This is a genomic window from Streptomyces sp. NPDC042638 (assembly GCF_040647235.1).
In the GTDB taxonomy this organism is placed as follows: Bacteria; Actinomycetota; Actinomycetes; order Streptomycetales; family Streptomycetaceae; genus Streptomyces; species Streptomyces rameus.
In genome coordinates this window covers 71673-87496 of the sequence record NZ_JBEZBT010000014.1, presented here as the reverse complement: position 1 = coordinate 87496, position 15824 = coordinate 71673, and the positions used below count along the sequence as shown (strand labels likewise).

General features: G+C 71.6%; 19 protein-coding genes. 18 read left to right on the top strand and 1 reads right to left on the bottom strand.

Annotation, left to right across the window (positions count from 1 at the left end; translation table 11 throughout):
- The first annotated feature begins 299 nt into the window (after nucleotides 1–299).
- From AB0B40_RS14575 to AB0B40_RS14495, 17 genes are all read left to right on the top strand, one after another.
- Nucleotides 300–896 carry a hypothetical protein gene (locus tag AB0B40_RS14575; protein ID WP_345059537.1) on the top strand — a complete coding sequence of 199 codons (597 nt, stop codon included), beginning with the start codon at nucleotides 300–302 and terminating at the stop codon, nucleotides 894–896.
- A 329-nt stretch (nucleotides 897–1225) separates the two neighbouring features.
- On the top strand, nucleotides 1226–1654 hold the full coding sequence (gene rpsP, locus AB0B40_RS14570) for a 30S ribosomal protein S16 (protein ID WP_345059535.1): 429 nt from the start codon (nucleotides 1226–1228) through the stop codon (nucleotides 1652–1654).
- Nucleotides 1655–1659: 5 nt separating this feature from the next.
- Nucleotides 1660–1899 carry an RNA-binding protein gene (locus AB0B40_RS14565; protein WP_005479813.1) on the top strand — a complete coding sequence of 80 codons (240 nt, stop codon included), beginning with the start codon at nucleotides 1660–1662 and terminating at the stop codon, nucleotides 1897–1899.
- 161 nt (nucleotides 1900–2060) lie between these two features.
- The gene (gene rimM / locus AB0B40_RS14560; protein ID WP_362264022.1) at nucleotides 2061–2642 is read left to right on the top strand and encodes a ribosome maturation factor RimM; all 582 of its coding nucleotides are present in this window, start codon (nucleotides 2061–2063) and stop codon (nucleotides 2640–2642) included.
- Nucleotides 2639–3472 carry a tRNA (guanosine(37)-N1)-methyltransferase TrmD gene (gene trmD / locus AB0B40_RS14555; RefSeq protein WP_345059531.1) on the top strand — a complete coding sequence of 278 codons (834 nt, stop codon included), beginning with the start codon at nucleotides 2639–2641 and terminating at the stop codon, nucleotides 3470–3472. Before rimM ends, trmD begins: the two co-directional genes overlap by 4 nt.
- A gap of 135 nt (nucleotides 3473–3607) precedes the next feature.
- Complete coding sequence (rplS, locus tag AB0B40_RS14550; RefSeq protein WP_345059529.1) at nucleotides 3608–3958, top strand: 50S ribosomal protein L19; 351 nt, start codon at nucleotides 3608–3610, stop codon at nucleotides 3956–3958.
- 46 nt (nucleotides 3959–4004) lie between these two features.
- On the top strand, nucleotides 4005–4706 hold the full coding sequence (lepB, locus tag AB0B40_RS14545) for a signal peptidase I (protein ID WP_345059527.1): 702 nt from the start codon (nucleotides 4005–4007) through the stop codon (nucleotides 4704–4706).
- On the top strand, nucleotides 4699–5790 hold the full coding sequence (lepB, locus tag AB0B40_RS14540) for a signal peptidase I (protein ID WP_345059525.1): 1092 nt from the start codon (nucleotides 4699–4701) through the stop codon (nucleotides 5788–5790). The genes lepB (AB0B40_RS14545) and lepB (AB0B40_RS14540) overlap by 8 nt, the downstream gene beginning before the upstream one ends.
- Complete coding sequence (gene lepB, locus AB0B40_RS14535; RefSeq protein WP_345059523.1) at nucleotides 5678–6691, top strand: signal peptidase I; 1014 nt, start codon at nucleotides 5678–5680, stop codon at nucleotides 6689–6691. Before lepB (AB0B40_RS14540) ends, lepB (AB0B40_RS14535) begins: the two co-directional genes overlap by 113 nt.
- Before the next feature lie 379 nt (nucleotides 6692–7070).
- Nucleotides 7071–7850, top strand: coding sequence for a signal peptidase I (lepB, locus tag AB0B40_RS14530; RefSeq protein ID WP_345059521.1), 780 nt, complete (start codon nucleotides 7071–7073; stop codon nucleotides 7848–7850).
- Complete coding sequence (locus tag AB0B40_RS14525) at nucleotides 7840–8370, top strand: NUDIX hydrolase (protein WP_345059519.1); 531 nt, start codon at nucleotides 7840–7842, stop codon at nucleotides 8368–8370. The genes lepB (AB0B40_RS14530) and AB0B40_RS14525 overlap by 11 nt, the downstream gene beginning before the upstream one ends.
- Nucleotides 8371–8426: 56 nt before the next feature.
- Nucleotides 8427–8735: a DUF2469 domain-containing protein gene (locus AB0B40_RS14520; protein ID WP_014675276.1), complete on the top strand. Its 309-nt coding sequence runs from the start codon at nucleotides 8427–8429 to the stop codon at nucleotides 8733–8735.
- A 96-nt stretch (nucleotides 8736–8831) separates the two neighbouring features.
- Nucleotides 8832–9224 carry a YraN family protein gene (locus AB0B40_RS14515; RefSeq protein ID WP_345059516.1) on the top strand — a complete coding sequence of 131 codons (393 nt, stop codon included), beginning with the start codon at nucleotides 8832–8834 and terminating at the stop codon, nucleotides 9222–9224.
- Nucleotides 9225–10850 carry a YifB family Mg chelatase-like AAA ATPase gene (locus AB0B40_RS14510; RefSeq protein ID WP_362264021.1) on the top strand — a complete coding sequence of 542 codons (1626 nt, stop codon included), beginning with the start codon at nucleotides 9225–9227 and terminating at the stop codon, nucleotides 10848–10850.
- 5 nt (nucleotides 10851–10855) lie between these two features.
- Nucleotides 10856–12016, top strand: coding sequence for a DNA-processing protein DprA (dprA, locus tag AB0B40_RS14505; RefSeq protein ID WP_345059512.1), 1161 nt, complete (start codon nucleotides 10856–10858; stop codon nucleotides 12014–12016).
- A gap of 333 nt (nucleotides 12017–12349) precedes the next feature.
- Nucleotides 12350–13195, top strand: coding sequence for an RNA polymerase sigma factor WhiG (gene whiG, locus AB0B40_RS14500; protein ID WP_345059510.1), 846 nt, complete (start codon nucleotides 12350–12352; stop codon nucleotides 13193–13195).
- A gap of 64 nt (nucleotides 13196–13259) precedes the next feature.
- Complete coding sequence (locus AB0B40_RS14495; RefSeq protein WP_362264046.1) at nucleotides 13260–13817, top strand: helix-turn-helix domain-containing protein; 558 nt, start codon at nucleotides 13260–13262, stop codon at nucleotides 13815–13817.
- 126 nt (nucleotides 13818–13943) lie between these two features.
- On the opposite strand, the gene AB0B40_RS14490 is transcribed toward AB0B40_RS14495, so the two are convergent.
- Nucleotides 13944–14447, bottom strand: a complete 504-nt coding sequence (locus AB0B40_RS14490) for a M23 family metallopeptidase (RefSeq protein ID WP_362264045.1) — start codon at nucleotides 14445–14447, stop codon at nucleotides 13944–13946.
- Nucleotides 14448–14807: 360 nt separating this feature from the next.
- On the opposite strand from AB0B40_RS14490, the gene rpsB reads away from it, so the two are divergent.
- Complete coding sequence (rpsB, locus tag AB0B40_RS14485) at nucleotides 14808–15722, top strand: 30S ribosomal protein S2 (RefSeq protein ID WP_345059506.1); 915 nt, start codon at nucleotides 14808–14810, stop codon at nucleotides 15720–15722.
- The last annotated feature ends 102 nt before the right edge of the window (nucleotides 15723–15824 follow it).

Below are 15824 nucleotides of genomic sequence, written 5' to 3'. Positions count from 1 at the left end.
CAGGGGTCGGAGCGGTGCGCGGTAACGTCACGGAGGCCCGGGACGCTGATCGGGATGAGAACGCGCGCCGAGAGCGGCCGAAACACCTCTTGCGCAGCAGTCGGCCACCGTCGCATCAGGGCTCACGGGCGGTGCGTAGCGCGGACTACGCACCAGCTTGATATGAGCTGTGACGCTTCTCCGCAGATCAGCGCACCCGCCCTCGTCAGGACGCATCAGTGGCAACTGACGGGTACGTGCAAAATATTTGGGATGCCCCGGAATCGGAACACAGCGGCACCTCCGCTCGTTGTCATTACGTGAGCACGACACAGACACCACCTGTCCTCGCCGCAGAGCTGGCGCAGGCGTGGGCCGACATTCAGCGGCACCACCCCGAGCTGCCGGACCTCGCCGCGCCGGAGTCCCTGATCGGAGAGTCGTCGTCCGCGTGCGGTCACGAACTCTCCTTCGAGCGACTGCTCCACGAGGCCGTCCACGGCATCGCCGCCGCCCGCGGCATCCGTGACACCTCCCGGGCCGGCCGCTACCACAACCGTCGTTTCCTCGCGATCGCCGAGGAGCTGGGCCTGAACCACCCCGAGGAGCCGCACCCGAGCAGCGGTTTCTCGCTGGTCACGCTCAACCCGGAGGCGAAGCGGCGCTACCGCCCCACCATCGAGCGACTGCAGCGGGCTCTGAAGGCCCACACCGCGGCCACCTCCGCCGACACCTCCCGTACCTTCCGCGGGCCGGCCGCCCGGCACGGTTCCTCCGGCGGCGGCGTCCGGGTCAAGGCGGTGTGCGACTGCGGGCGCAACGTCCGGGTGGTGCCCTCGGTCCTGGCCCAGGCCCCCATCGTCTGCGGCGGCTGCGGCAAGCCGTTCCGGATCCCGGAGGTCGTGGGGGCGGCATAGGCGCGGACCGCGCACGTACCGGCATCTCGTGGGTGCCGGGGCTGCGGACGACGAGGGGCGCCGATGCCGCGGCGGCCTGCCGGTGCCGGGCAGCGCACCCGACGTGACCTCACCTCCACGCCGGGTGCCGGACCGGCGTGCCCGGGCGCGGTTCACCACCCTCGGCCCGAAGCGACCCGCGGGGTGTGGCAGAATGGCAAGCTGTACTCGACAGTCGCACAGGACCCCTCTCTCCTCCGGCTGACGCGTCCATCGGGCACTCGGGTACCGCAACCCCACGCGGCAACTCGCCGTGCCCAACCACGTCAAAACCAGGAGAACCCACTCCCGTGGCAGTCAAGATCAAGCTGAAGCGTCTGGGCAAGATCCGTTCGCCTCACTACCGCATCGTCGTCGCCGACTCCCGTACCCGCCGTGACGGCCGGGCCATCGAGGAGATCGGCAAGTACCACCCGACCTACAACCCGTCGGTCATCGAGGTGGACGCCGACCGCGTGGCGTACTGGCTGGGTGTCGGCGCGCAGCCGACCGAGCCCGTGCTCGCCATCCTGAAGAAGACCGGCGACTGGCAGAAGTTCAAGGGCGAGCCCGCCCCGGCGCCGCTGCTCGTCGCCGAGCCGAAGGCCACGCGTCCGTCGTTCGAGGCTCTCGGCGGCGACGACGAGGGCAAGGGTGAGGCCATCACCCAGAAGAAGAAGGCCGAGAAGAAGGACGAGGCGGCTGCTGAGTCCTCTGCGGCTGAGTCGACCGAGGCCTGAGCAGCATGCTCGAAGAGGCGCTTGAGCACCTCGTGAAGGGCATCGTCGACAACCCTGACGATGTGCAGGTCGCCTCGCGTGACCTGCGCCGCGGGCGCGTGCTGGAGGTCCGGGTCCATCCCGACGACCTCGGCAAGGTGATCGGCCGCAACGGCCGCACCGCGCGCGCCCTGCGTACCGTCGTGGGCGCCATCGGCGGTCGCGGTGTCCGCGTCGACCTGGTCGACGTGGATCACGTCCGCTGACGCTTCACCGCAACCGGCTCGGGCCGGGGAGGGCCACTGGCCGTCCCCGGCCCGCAGTCGTATGAGCAGGCCGCGTGGCCGTACAAGGTCACAGTCGTACGAGATGCACGACCTGCCACGGGCAACATGCGCGAGCAGCAGATGACAGGAGAATTGGACACGTGCAGCTGGTAGTCGCACGGATCGGCCGTGCCCACGGCATCAAGGGCGAGGTCACCGTCGAGGTACGTACCGACGAGCCCGAGCTGCGGCTCGCCCCGGGCGCCGTCCTGGCCACCGACCCGGCCTCCACCGGGCCGCTCACCATCGCCACCGGCCGCGTCCACAGCGGCCGGCTCCTCCTGCGCTTCGAGGGCGTCACCGACCGCACCGCCGCCGAGGCCCTGCGCAACACCCTGCTGATCGCCGAGATCGACCCCGAGGAACTCCCCGAGGGCGAGGACGAGTACTACGACCACCAGCTGATCGACCTCGACGTGGTCACCGAGGACGGCACGGAGGTCGGCCGGATCACCGAGATCTCACACCTGCCCTCCCAGGACCTGTTCATCGTGGAGCGCCCGGACGGCAGCGAGGTGATGGTCCCCTTCGTGGAGGAGATCGTCAGTGAGATCGACCTGGAGGAGCAGCGGGCGGTCATCACGCCCCCGCCGGGCCTGATCGACGACCGGGCCGAGATCGCGTCCTCCAGGGAAGAATCCGGAGAAGAGCCCGGGGAAGAATCCGGGGACGGCAGCGCATGAGGCTCGACGTCGTCACGATCTTCCCCGAGTACCTCGAACCCCTGAACGTCTCCCTCGTGGGCAAGGCCCGCGCGCGTGGGCAGCTCGACGTCCAGGTGCACGACCTGCGCGCGTGGACGTACGACCGCCACAACACGGTCGACGACACCCCGTACGGCGGCGGCCCCGGCATGGTCATGAAGACCGACCCCTGGGGCGACGCCCTGGACACCGTCCTCGCCGACGGCTACGAGAGCGGCGCCCAGGCGCCCGCGCTGATCGTCCCCACGCCCAGCGGCCGTCCCTTTACCCAGGAACTCGCCGTCGAGCTGTCCGAACGCCCCTGGCTGATCTTCACGCCGGCCCGCTACGAGGGCATCGACCGGCGCGTGACGGACGAGTACGCGACGCGCATGCCGGTCTACGAGGTCTCCATCGGCGACTACGTACTGGCCGGCGGCGAGGCGGCCGTACTCGTCGTCACGGAGGCCGTGGCCCGGCTGCTGCCCGGCGTCCTCGGCAACGCGGAGTCCCACCGCGACGACTCCTTCGCCCCCGGCGCGATGGCCGCCCTCCTCGAGGGCCCCGTCTACACCAAGCCGCCCGTCTGGCGCGGCCGGGACATCCCCGAGGTACTGCTCAGCGGGCACCACGGGAAGATCGCCCGCTGGCGCCGGGACGAGGCCCTCCGGCGTACCACCGCCCACCGGCCCGACCTGATCGAGCACTGCGATCCCAAGGCCTTCGACAAGAAGGACCGCGAGATGCTCTCCATCCTGGGCTGGGAACCGGACCCCGAGGGGGAGCGGTACGGCCGATTTTGGCGCCGGGCCGAGGGCGTGGAAGAATAGACCGCTGTTGTGCGTCCGTCCGGCGTGCGCCCCTGCCACAGGGGGACACGACGCCCGCACCGACCCGCACGGCAGTCCTCCTGAAACCCTAGTTTCCGTTGATGACCTGTGGCATCAGCGAAGAAAGCAGACGAAATGTCTCACCTGCTCGACTCCGTCGACGCCACGTCGCTGCGCAGCGACATCCCGGCCTTCCGTCCGGGTGACACCGTCAACGTCCACGTCCGCGTCATCGAGGGCAACCGCTCCCGTGTGCAGCAGTTCAAGGGCGTTGTGATCCGCCGCCAGGGCTCCGGTGTCCGCGAGACCTTCACGGTCCGCAAGGTCTCGTTCTCCGTCGGCGTCGAGCGCACCTTCCCGGTGCACACCCCGATCGTCGAGAAGATCGAGCTCGTCACCCGCGGTGACGTGCGCCGCGCCAAGCTGTACTACCTCCGTGACCTGCGCGGCAAGGCCGCGAAGATCAAGGAGAAGCGCGACAGCTGAGCGCGCTGAAGGAGTCCATGGCGGGTCGGGATAGCATCTCGCCCCGATGGACACCGAAGCACAGCCGACGGAACGCGACCGCTCCTCCCACCCGGGTACACCGGGGACGGAGGGCCGGTCGCGTTTCGCGTTGGTGGCACGGGCCGCCGACCGGCTCCCGGGCGGCCGGCTCACCCTCTCGATCCTGACCGTCCTGGCGTTCCTGCTGGTCCTCAACGTCTTCGTGGCGCAGCCGTTCCAGATCCCGAGCGGATCCATGGAGCAGGGTTTGAGGATCGGGGACCGCGTTCTCGTAAATAAGTTGGCGTACCGTTTCGGTGCCCAGCCGCGCCGCGGCGACGTGATTGTGTTCGACGGCACCGGGTATTTCGGGGACGCCGACTACATCAAGCGTGTGGTCGGGGTGGGGGGAGACCATGTGGTCTGCTGCGACAGGAAGCGGAGGATCGAGGTGAACGGCCGGGCGGTCGACGAGACGGCGTTCCTCCATCCCGGGGACAGCGCCTCCAGCGTGCCCTTCGACGTCGTGGTGCCCCCGGGCCGCCTGTTCGTCCTCGGTGACCACCGCAGCGACTCCAGCGACTCCCGCGACCACCTCGGCTCGCCCGGCGGTGGCATGATTCCCGTCGGCGACGTCGTCGGCCGGGCCGATTGGATCGTGTGGCCGTACCGCCACTGGACACATCTGACCCGGCCGTCCGCCTACGCGCGCGTGCCCGCCGTCCCGGCGGAGGGCGTCCATGGGTAACCGCGGCAAACCACGCGGGGTGTCCGGCGACCCCGCCGACAACCTGCTGCCCACCGGGGCCCGCCGCACTGCCGCGCCGGGCGGCGGGCGCACGCGCGCGGAGCGCCGCAGACTGCAGCGCAAGGTCAAGCGCAAGCGCAGGCGCTCGGCGGTCCGGGAGATCCCTCTGCTGGTCGGTGTCGCCGTCCTCATCGCGCTCGTCCTGAAGACGTTCCTCGTCCAGGCCTTCGTGATCCCGTCCGGGTCCATGGAGCAGACGATCCGGATCGGCGACCGGGTCCTGGTCGACAAGTTCACCCCCTGGTTCGGCTCCAAGCCGCAGCGCGGGGACGTCGTCGTCTTCCACGACCCGGGCGGCTGGCTCCAGGACGAGCAGACCGCCAAGAAGAACGACCCCGTCGTGGTCAAGCAGGTCAAGGAAGGGCTCACCTTCATCGGCCTGCTGCCCTCCGACAACGAGAAGGACCTGATCAAACGGGTCGTCGGGGTCGGCGGGGACCACGTCAAGTGCTGCGACGCGCAGGGCCGCGTCACGGTCAACGGAGTACCGCTCACCGAGGGCGACTACCTCTACCCCGGGAACTCCCCCTCCTCCACCCCCTTCGACATCACCGTGCCCAAGGGCCGGATGTGGATGATGGGCGACCACCGGGACAACTCGGCGGACTCCCGTGCCCACCAGGACACGCCCTACGGCGGCACGGTCTCCGAGGACTCGGTGGTCGGCCGGGCCATGGTCATCGGCTGGCCGCTCGGCCACTGGACGCGCCTGGACGAACCTAAAACCTTCGCAAGCGTCCCCGACGCGGCGTCGGGGGCGACCGCTGCTCCGCGGCTGTCGCATAGGGTTGAGCCCGAGAATCCGAACGGAATGACACAGCTCCCGACCCCTGCGGAACTCCCGCTCGTTATGGGAGTGGTGGGCCTGCGTCGTGTGTGGGGCAGGCGGCGGCACAGAGTGAGGAGTTGGCGTGGGGGATGTGGCGGTTGGCGCACGGTCGGGACACGACGGCGAGGAGCACCGCGGGCACCCCGTGGGACCGGACGTTCCCGTACCGGACGGCGCCATGACCTCCGGGAATGACGCGGCGGCGGGCGACGAGGGCGAGCCACGGCCCCGCGCCGGCGCCGCGGACGCGGACACGGACGGCGACGAGGGGACACATCGGCCGAGGAAGCCGCGCTCCTTCTGGAAGGAGCTCCCCATCCTGATCGGCATCGCGCTGGTCCTGGCGCTGCTGATCAAGACCTTCCTGGTGCAGGCGTTCTCGATCCCGTCCGACTCGATGCAGAACACCCTCCAGGAGGGTGACCGCGTCCTGGTCGACAAGCTCACCCCGTGGTTCGGCTCCGAGCCCGAGCGAGGCGAGGTCGTCGTCTTCCACGACCCGGACAACTGGCTGGCGGGCGAGCCGACGCCGAACCCGAACCCGGTGCAGAAGGTCCTCAGCTGGATCGGCCTGATGCCGTCGGCGGAGGAGAAGGACCTCATCAAGCGGGTGATCGGGGTCGGCGGTGACACGGTCGAGTGCAAGAACAGCGGCCCGCTGAAGGTCAACGGCAAGGCGCTGAACGAGCCCTACGTCTACCCGGGCAACACCCCGTGCAGCGTGGACGACCAGGGCGGCCAGTTCACGGTGAAGGTCCCCAAGGGCTACATCTGGGTGATGGGCGACCACCGCCAGAACTCCCGTGACTCGCGGTACAACCAGTCCGACAAGCACCACGGCATGGTCCCGGTCAAGGACGTCGTGGGCCGCGCGATCGTCAAGGCCTGGCCGGTCAACCGCTGGGGCACCCTGCCGATCCCGGACACCTTCGACCAGCCCGGCCTGGACCGGCAGTCCTCCTCCGCCGCGTCCCTGACGGTGGCCCCGCAGGGCGTGGCCGTCGCCGCGGTGCTGCCGCTCGCGGTGTGGCGGCGCAGGCGCACGGACCGGACCGGGACCGGGACGGCCCGGACGACGCCCGCCGGCCGCCCCTGACCCACGGCTGCCCGCCGACCGCCTGTGACCCCGGGGTGCGTCGGCCGCCTGTTGACGCACGGGCTGTGTCTGCCGCCTGTTGACGCACGGGTGTGTCGGCCGCCTGTGACCCACGGGGTGTGCCGGCCCCCTGTGACCCACGGGTGCCCGGCGATCGTCTGTGACCCGCGGGGTGTGCCGGCCGTGCCGGGCAGGCACGGCCCCGGCGTGGCAGCGCGGCGCCGACGGGGCGGACGGGGCGGACGCTCGTACACCCGCTCGGGCGACTCCCGTGCCGAATCCCTCCCCACGGCCGTGAGGCGCACGTCCCGGCCCTGCCGGCCGCGGTCGGGCAGGAGGGGCTGCCCCCGTTCGGAACCGCCGGGTAGGGTGCGGGTCCATGGGTGGCGAGAGCATGACGCGTACGGCCCCGCAGGGCGCCGGCACGGCACAGGCCGGCCGCGGCCGGCTCGGGCAGCGGCTGTCCGGACTGGCCGTGGCGCTGGGTCTGGTGTTGTTCCTGGGCGGATTCGTATGGGGAGCGGTGGTCTACCGGCCGTACACCGTGCCCACCAGCTCCATGACCCCCACCATCGACGCCGGCGACCGCGTGCTGGCCCAGCGCGTCGACGGCGGCGAGGTGCGGCGCGGTGACGTGGTCGTCTTCGAGGACAAGACCTGGGTCACCAACGCCAAGGTGGTCAAGCGCGTGGTCGCCGTGGGCGGGGACACCGTCTCCTGCTGCACCGACGGCAAGCTGACCGTCGACGGCAAGCAGATCGACGAGCCGTACCTGCCCAAGGGCAGCCTGGCCGAGCTCAAGGGCTTCGGCACGGTGACCGTTCCCGAGGGCCGGCTGTTCCTCCTCGGCGACGAACGCCAGGGTTCCCTCGACTCCACCGCCCACCTCACGGACGCGGCCAAGGGAACCGTCTCCCGCGGCGCCGTCTCCGCCCGCGTGGAAGCCGTGATCTGGCCGTGGAAGGGCACGCTCAAGAGCCCCACCGGCTTCGAGACGCTCGGCGCCCTCTCCCCGCCCGGGCCGCTGCGCACGATCGAGCTGATGGTCGTGGCCGGTGCGGTCCTGGTCCTCGGCGGCGGCGCCTACGGCCCCGTCGCGGGGCGGCTGAGCCGCTCGCGCGCCCGCACGGCCCGCCCGGAGGCGGCCGGTGCCCGCTGAGACCGCGCGGCCGGCGCAGGAGTCGTACGACGGCGCGGACCGCCCGCGCCGGGTGGCCCGCGTGGTGCTGCTCGACCCCGCGGACCGCATCCTGCTCCTGCACGGCCACGAGCCGGACGACCCGGCCGACGACTGGTGGTTCACGCCCGGCGGCGGCCTGGAAGGCACCGAGACGCGCGAGGAGGCCGCGCTGCGGGAACTCGCCGAGGAGACCGGCATCACCGACGTCGAACTCGGCCCCGTGCTCTGGCGGCGGCGGTGCTCGTTCCCGTTCGCGGGCCGCCGCTGGGACCAGGACGAGTGGTACTACCTGGCCCGTACGAGCCAGACGGCCACCGCGGCGACGGGGCTGACGGAGCTGGAGCGGCGCAGCGTCGCCGGAGCGCGCTGGTGGACGTGTCAGGAACTGACCCGGGCACATGAGACGGTGTATCCGACCAGACTCGCCGAGCTGCTGCGCACGCTGCTCGTCGAAGGTCCCCCGGCCACGCCCGTGACCCTCGACACGGAAATCGTCTGAGGGCCCCGGGGACTGGCGCACAATGGTGGGATCGCACGGCTGAAGGGGAACATGCCATGAGCGCCGAGGACCTCGAGAAGTACGAGACCGAGATGGAGCTGAAGCTCTACCGGGAGTACCGAGACGTCGTCGGTCTGTTCAAATACGTGATCGAGACCGAGCGTCGTTTCTACCTCACCAACGACTACGAGATGCAGGTGCACTCGGTCCAGGGCGAGGTGTTCTTCGAGGTGACCATGGCCGATGCCTGGGTCTGGGACATGTACCGGCCGGCTCGCTTCGTCAAGCAGGTTCGCGTACTGACGTTCAAGGACGTGAACATCGAGGAGCTGAACAAGAGCGACCTGGAGCTGCCGGGCGGCTGATGACCTGCGGCTTCGCATGGCGTTACCCGCCCGGGTGACGGGGTTTTCCACAACCGCCGAACCGTCCACCAAGATCAACATGTGGTGGCGGGACGCGTGACGGTTGGCGCCGGAGGTGGTGCCGACATGAACGCACGAGAGGCAATCGGCAAGTACGGCGAGGACTTGGCCGCGCGGCGGCTCGCCGAGGCCGGCATGACGATCCTGGAGCGCAACTGGCGCAGCGGACGGTCCGGCGAGATCGACATCGTGGCGCGGGACGGTGACGCGCTCGTCGTCTGCGAGGTGAAGACCCGCCGGGGTGGTGAGTACGAACACCCGATGGCCGCGGTGACCCCAGAGAAGGCGGCCAGGCTCCGCCGACTCGCCGAGCACTGGATCCAGGCCCACGGAGGAGCCCCGCCGGGCGGCGTCCGCATCGACCTGGTCGGCGTCCTCGTGCCCCGCCGTGGCGCCGCGTCCGTCGAGCACGCGCGGGGGGTGGCCTGAATGGCGTTCGCCCGTACGTGCTCGGTGGCCCTCGTGGGCGTCGAGGGAGTGGTCGTCGAGGTCCAGGCCGACCTCGAACCCGGCGTGGCGGCCTTCACCCTGGTCGGCCTGCCGGACAAGAGCCTGACGGAGAGCCGGGACCGGGTCCGGGCGGCGGTGGTGAACTCGGGCGGCGAGTGGCCGCAGAAGAAGCTCACCGTCGGACTCAGCCCGGCCTCGGTCCCCAAGGCCGGCTCGGGGTTCGACCTGGCCGTCGCCTGCGCGGTGCTCGGTGCCGCCGAGCGGATCGATCCCCGGGTCCTCGCCGACATCGTCATGATCGGCGAGCTGGGACTGGACGGCAGGGTGCGGCCGGTACGGGGCATCCTGCCGGCCGTCCTCGCCGCGGCCGATGCGGGGTACGAACAGGTGGTCGTACCCGAGTGCGCCGCCGCCGAGGCCGCGCTGGTTCCCGGTGTGTCCGTCCTCGGTGTGCGCAGCCTGCGGCAGCTCGTCGCGGTTCTGACGGAGGAGCCCGTCCCCGACGAGGCCCCGCGGGAGCAGGGGCGGCCCGACCCCCTGCTGGCCGGGCTGCGGGTACCGGGAACGGGCGCCGCCACCGGCATGCACAGCATCGGCGCCGCTCAGCACGACCACGATCACGACCTGGTGGATGTCGTGGGTCAGACCTCCGCCCGAACGGCCGTCGAGGTGGCCGCCGCCGGCGGACACCACCTGTTCCTGGAGGGGCCGCCCGGTGCGGGCAAGACCATGCTCGCCGAACGCCTGCCCGCCGTCCTTCCCCCGCTCACCCGGGAGGACTCACTCGAAGTCACGGCGGTGCACTCGGTAGCCGGGTTGCTGCCCCCGGGCAAGCCGCTGATCGACATCGCGCCCTACTGCGCCCCGCACCACTCCGCCACGATGCAGTCGCTCGTCGGCGGCGGCCCGGGCATCGCCCGGCCCGGCGCGGTCTCCCTCGCCCATCGCGGCGTGCTGTTCCTGGACGAGGCCCCCGAGTTCCGCAGCCAGACCCTGGACGCCCTGCGACAGCCACTGGAGTCGGGGCACGTCGTCATCGCGCGCAGTGCCGGCGTGGTCCGCTTCCCGGCGCGGTTCCTGATGGTGCTCGCCGCCAACCCCTGTCCCTGCGGACGCTTCTCCCTCCGCGACTCGCTGTGCGAATGCCCGCCCTCGGCGATCCGCCGCTACCAGTCCCGGCTGTCCGGCCCCCTGCTGGACCGTGTGGACCTGCGCGTCGAGGTCGATCCCGTCACCCGGGCGCAGCTCACCGAGCCCGGCGCCCGCGGAGAGTCCACGGCGACCGTGGCCCACCGGGTCCGGCAGGCCCGCGGGCGGGCGGCGGCCCGCCTCGCCGGCACCCCGTGGCGCACCAACAGCGAAGTGCCCGGACGCGAGCTGCGGAGCCGGTACCACGCCGCCGCCGGTGCGATGGACGAGGCCGAACGCAACCTGGAGCGGGGTCTGCTCACCGCCCGCGGCATCGACCGGGTCCTGCGCGTCGCCTGGACGGTCGCCGACCTGGCCGGGCACGACCGCCCGGACGCGGGCGACGTGGCCCTGGCACTGCAACTGCGCACCGGTGTACCCCGGGGGGTGCCTATGGCCATCGGGGTGCTGACATGACCGGCATGTCCGGAGCACAGGATCCCGGCGACGAGAGGCTCGGGCGTGTCTTCCTCGGCCGGGTGATCGAACCGGGGGACGAGGCCGGCGGGCGATGGGTGCGGGAACTCGGGGTGGGGGAGGTGGTGCGGCGGCTGCGGTGCGGCGGGGACCCGCTGCCCGGTGTGAGCGCAGGCCGGTGGGCGGGGCTCGCCGCGCGGGCCCGGCGGGCCGAGCCGGAGCGGGACCTCGCGGTGGCCCGGGCCGCGGGGGCGCGGTTCGTGTGCCCGGGGGACGGCGAGTGGCCGCGACAGCTCGACGACCTCGAAGACGCCCGGCCCCTCGGCCTGTGGGTGCGCGGCCGGCCGAACCTGCGGATGTGGGCGCTGCGCTCCGTGGCCGTGGTCGGCGCCCGCGCCTGCACCGGGTACGGCACCCACACGGCGGCCACCCTCGCCTCCGGCCTCGCCGAGCGCGGGTGGGTCGTGGTGTCGGGCGGTGCGTACGGCATCGACGGCGCCGCCCATCGAGGCGCCCTGGCCGCCCGCGGCGCCACCGTCGCCGTCCTGGCCTGCGGCGTCGACCAGCCCTACCCCCGCGGCCACGCCGCGTTGCTCACCCGCATCGCGGAACAGGGACTGGTGGTGGGCGAGTTGCCGCCCGGCGACCACCCCACGCCCAGCCGGTTCATCCTCCGCAACCGTGTGATCGCCGCCCTGACCAGGGGCACCGTCGTCGTGGAGGCCGCCCGCCGCAGCGGCTCGCTGGCCACCGCCCGGGCCGCCCAGCGCCTCGGCCGGTTCACCATGGGCGTACCGGGCCCGGTCACCAGCGTCCTCTCCGCCGGCGTCCACGAACTGCTGCGCGGCGAGGCCGCCCTGGTCACCGACGCCGCGGAAGTCGTCGAACTCGTGGGCGACATGGGTGACCTGGCACCGGCCCGGCGGGGTCCGGTCCTCCCGCGCGACCTGCTGGAACCGGCCACCCGTGACGTGCTCGCCGCCCTGCCCGGCGACCGCGCGGCCCCTGCGGAGGAGATCGCGCTCTGTGCCCGCACCACACGGGACGAGGCGATCGCGAGACTGTACGAACTCCGCGCACTTGGTTACGTCGAACGACACGGCGATGGCTGGAAGTTGACACGCCAGGCGATGATCTCGGTCCGGGGTGGTCGCCGCCCATGCTGACCGACCGTGTTCGGCCGTCCGGGGGAACTCCCGACGCCCTTGGCGTTTCCCGGAGTTGGCGTTTCGAGCCGGTCACGCAGAGCGAGCCGCGGGGCGCGGGCGCACGCCCTGCGCGAGCCCCTCGCGCCGGGGTGGTGCCTCGCTGTTCGCACACCGCGACTCCTCAGTCACGCTACGCTCACGACGGTGGTGGCGCAGAACGCGTCAACCCGGCACGAGACAGACACCTCACCCAGTCGGCCCACGTCAACCGAACGAATCCCCTCCCATCCACCTCTCACCCGCTTCACAGCACTTCACGGCACTTCACGGCAGAACGGCACAAGGCGACGAATGCCCCAGCACACCTCCGGGTCCGATCGGGCGGCGGCGATCCCCCCAACCGCCCGCGACGGTGGCAGCGTGCGACCGCCCGCCCCCTCGACACTCGACGAGCTGTGGCGGTCGTACAAGGCGACGGGGGACGAACGGCTCCGGGAGCAGCTGATCCTGCACTACTCGCCGCTGGTCAAGTACGTGGCGGGCCGGGTCAGCGTCGGGCTGCCGCCCAACGTGGAGCAGGCCGATTTCGTCTCCTCGGGAGTGTTCGGGCTGATCGACGCGATCGAGAAGTTCGACATCGACCGGGAGATCAAGTTCGAGACGTACGCGATCACCCGGATCCGCGGCGCGATGATCGACGAGCTGCGGGCGCTGGACTGGATCCCCCGCTCGGTCCGGCAGAAGGCGCGCAACGTCGAGCGCGCCTACGCCACCCTGGAGGCGCGGCTGCGCCGGACGCCGACGGAGGGGGAGGTCGCCGCCGAGCTGGGCATGGAGGTCGACGAACTCCATGCCGTGTTCAGCCAGTTGTCGCTGGCCAACGTGGTCGCCCTGGAGGAGCTGCTGCACGTCGGCGGCGACGGCGGGGACCGGCTCAGCCTGATGGACACCCTGGAGGACACCGCCGCCGACAACCCGGTGGAGGTGGCCGAGGACCGGGAGCTGCGCCGGTTCCTGGCCCGGGCGATCAACACGCTGCCCGAGCGGGAGAAGACCGTGGTCACCCTGTACTACTACGAGGGGCTCACCCTCGCCGAGATCGGCAATGTGCTCGGTGTCACCGAGAGCCGGGTGAGCCAGATCCACACCAAGTCGGTGCTCCAGCTGCGGGCCAAGCTGGCGAGCTTCGGACGGTGAGTCCTCCCTTTCGGCATGGCGCGTCCGTAAAGTGGTCGACGTGCCAAGGATTCGAGCGGCCTCCGTGGCCGAACACCGGTCGATGCAGCGAGCCGCCCTGCTGGACGCGGCTCGGTCCCTGCTGTCCGAGGGCGGAACGGAAGCGCTGACCTTCCCCGCGCTGGCCGAGCGGACCGGGCTGGCCAGGTCGAGCGTGTACGAGTACTTCCGGTCGCGCGCCGCCGTGGTCGAGGAACTGTGCGAGGTCGACTTCCCGGCGTGGGCCGCGGAGGTCGCGGCCGCGATGGAGCGCGCCGACTCGGCCGAGGGCAAGGTCGAGGCGTATGTGCGCCGGCAGCTGGCGCTGGTCGGGGACCGACGGCACCGGGCGGTCGTGGCCATCTCCGCGAGTGAGCTGGACGCCGGGGCGCGCGAGAAGATCCGGGCGGCGCACGGCGGTCTGGTCGCGATGATCGCGGAGGCGTTGGGGGAGATGGGGCACGGGCAGCCCCGGCTGGCGGCGATGCTGCTGCAGGGGGTCGTGGACGCGGCGGTGCGCAGGATCGAACTGGGGGCGGCCGAGGATCCCACGGCCATCACCGACGCCGCCGTGGCCATGGCCTTGCGGGGTGTGAAGGGCTGAAGGCCGCGCCCCCTCTCACCACCGGACACCTTCTGTCACTCACCGCCTGTCACCCCTTGCCACCCCTGCCACCCCTGCCACCCCTGCCACCCCTGTCACCTCCCGCCACCCGCCGCGGCCCGCGGTTCAGGAAGCCGGTACGGGCAGCAGTCTCGACGGGCCCCTCCCCAGCAGCCAGGGAGGCAGCAGGGACAGGGGGTCCAGGTAGGCCGCGCCTCGGAGCAGTCCCCAGTGCACGCACGTCGCGGTCCCGCAGTGGGAGCCGGCCGGTTCGACCGTACCCACCACATCACCCGGCCCCACCTCCTCGCCCTTGCGCACCGAGGCCCGCACCGGCTCGTACGTCGTCCGCAGATCCGTGCCGGCCAGTTCCACCGACACCACGCCCCGCCCCGCCACCCGTCCGGCGAACAGCACCCGGCCCGGCGCCACCGCACGCACCGGTGACCCGGCCGGTGCCGCCAGGTCCACGCCCCGGTGGCCGGGGCCGTACGCCGTCGCCGGAGGCTCCCAGCCCCGCAGGACCGGCGGGCGGAGACCGACCGGCCAGCCGCGGCCGACGGCCGGAACCGGTGCCCCCGCAGCCGGAGCCGGCGCAGGAGCCGGGAGGGGGACGTCCGCCCAGGCCAGAGGCGTGAGCGTGATCACCGGCAAGCCCAGCAGCAAGACCACCCACAGGGTGGCTGATCGCACCCCTCGTCGCATCACTCGTCGCATGACGGAACCGTCCCGCACATCCGCCGACCGCGGCCGGGCCTGTGGACCACTCGCCGGTTGTGGACAGTGGCGTCACCCGGCGCCTCGCCGGTCCCGTACACTTCTTCTGGCGATCCGGGTCACCGGGTCGACTTCGCACGCCCCGGTACGGCACCCGGCAACGGTTCGTACCAAGCGCCCCTCGGTCCTTCGCGGCACGGCGCATCGCGGGCGTCAGGCGCGACCGCCGTCCGGCGGACGCGGCACAACCGAGAACACCAAGGAGATACGGCCATGGCCGTCGTCACGATGCGGGAGCTGCTGGAGAGCGGCGTCCACTTCGGTCACCAGACCCGTCGCTGGAACCCGAAGATGAAGCGCTTCATCTTCACCGAGCGCAACGGCATCTACATCATCGACCTGCTCCAGTCGCTGTCGTACATCGACCGCGCCTACGAGTTCGTCAAGGAGACCGTGGCCCACGGCGGCACGGTCATGTTCGTCGGCACGAAGAAGCAGGCGCAGGAGGCCATCGCCGAGCAGGCCACCCGCGTCGGCATGCCCTACGTCAACCAGCGCTGGCTGGGCGGCATGCTCACCAACTTCTCGACCGTCTACAAGCGTCTGCAGCGCCTCAAGGAGCTCGAGCAGATCGACTTCGAGGACGTCGCGGCCTCGGGTCTGACCAAGAAGGAGCTCCTGGTCCTCTCCCGCGAGAAGGCCAAGCTGGAGAAGACCCTCGGTGGTATCCGCGAGATGCAGAAGGTGCCCAGCGCCGTCTGGATCGTGGACACCAAGAAGGAGCACATCGCCGTTGGTGAGGCCCGGAAGCTGAACATTCCGGTCGTCGCGATCCTCGACACCAACTGCGACCCCGACGAGGTCGACTACAAGATCCCGGGCAACGACGACGCGATCCGCTCCGTCACCCTGCTCACCCGCGTGATCGCCGACGCCGTCGCGGAGGGCCTCATCTCCCGCTCGCGCGTCGCCACCGGTGACAAGGGCGAGAAGGCCGCTGCCGAGCCGCTGGCCGAGTGGGAGCGCGACCTGCTCGAGGGTGAGAAGAAGGACGAGGCTCCGGCTGCCGAGGCCGCCCCGGCCGCCGAGGCTGCTCCGGCCGCCGAGGCCACCCCCGCCGAGGCCGCTCCGGCCGCCGAGGCCGCCCCCGCGGAGGCCGCTCCGGCCGCCGAGGGCGAGCAGGCCTGACGACAGTCCGTCAGCGTTCGAACGGCGGGGGCGGTGCCATCAAGTCCGCCCCCGCTGTTCACCCGTAGGTCGGCACGCCGTCCGTGATCCGCGGCTACATGT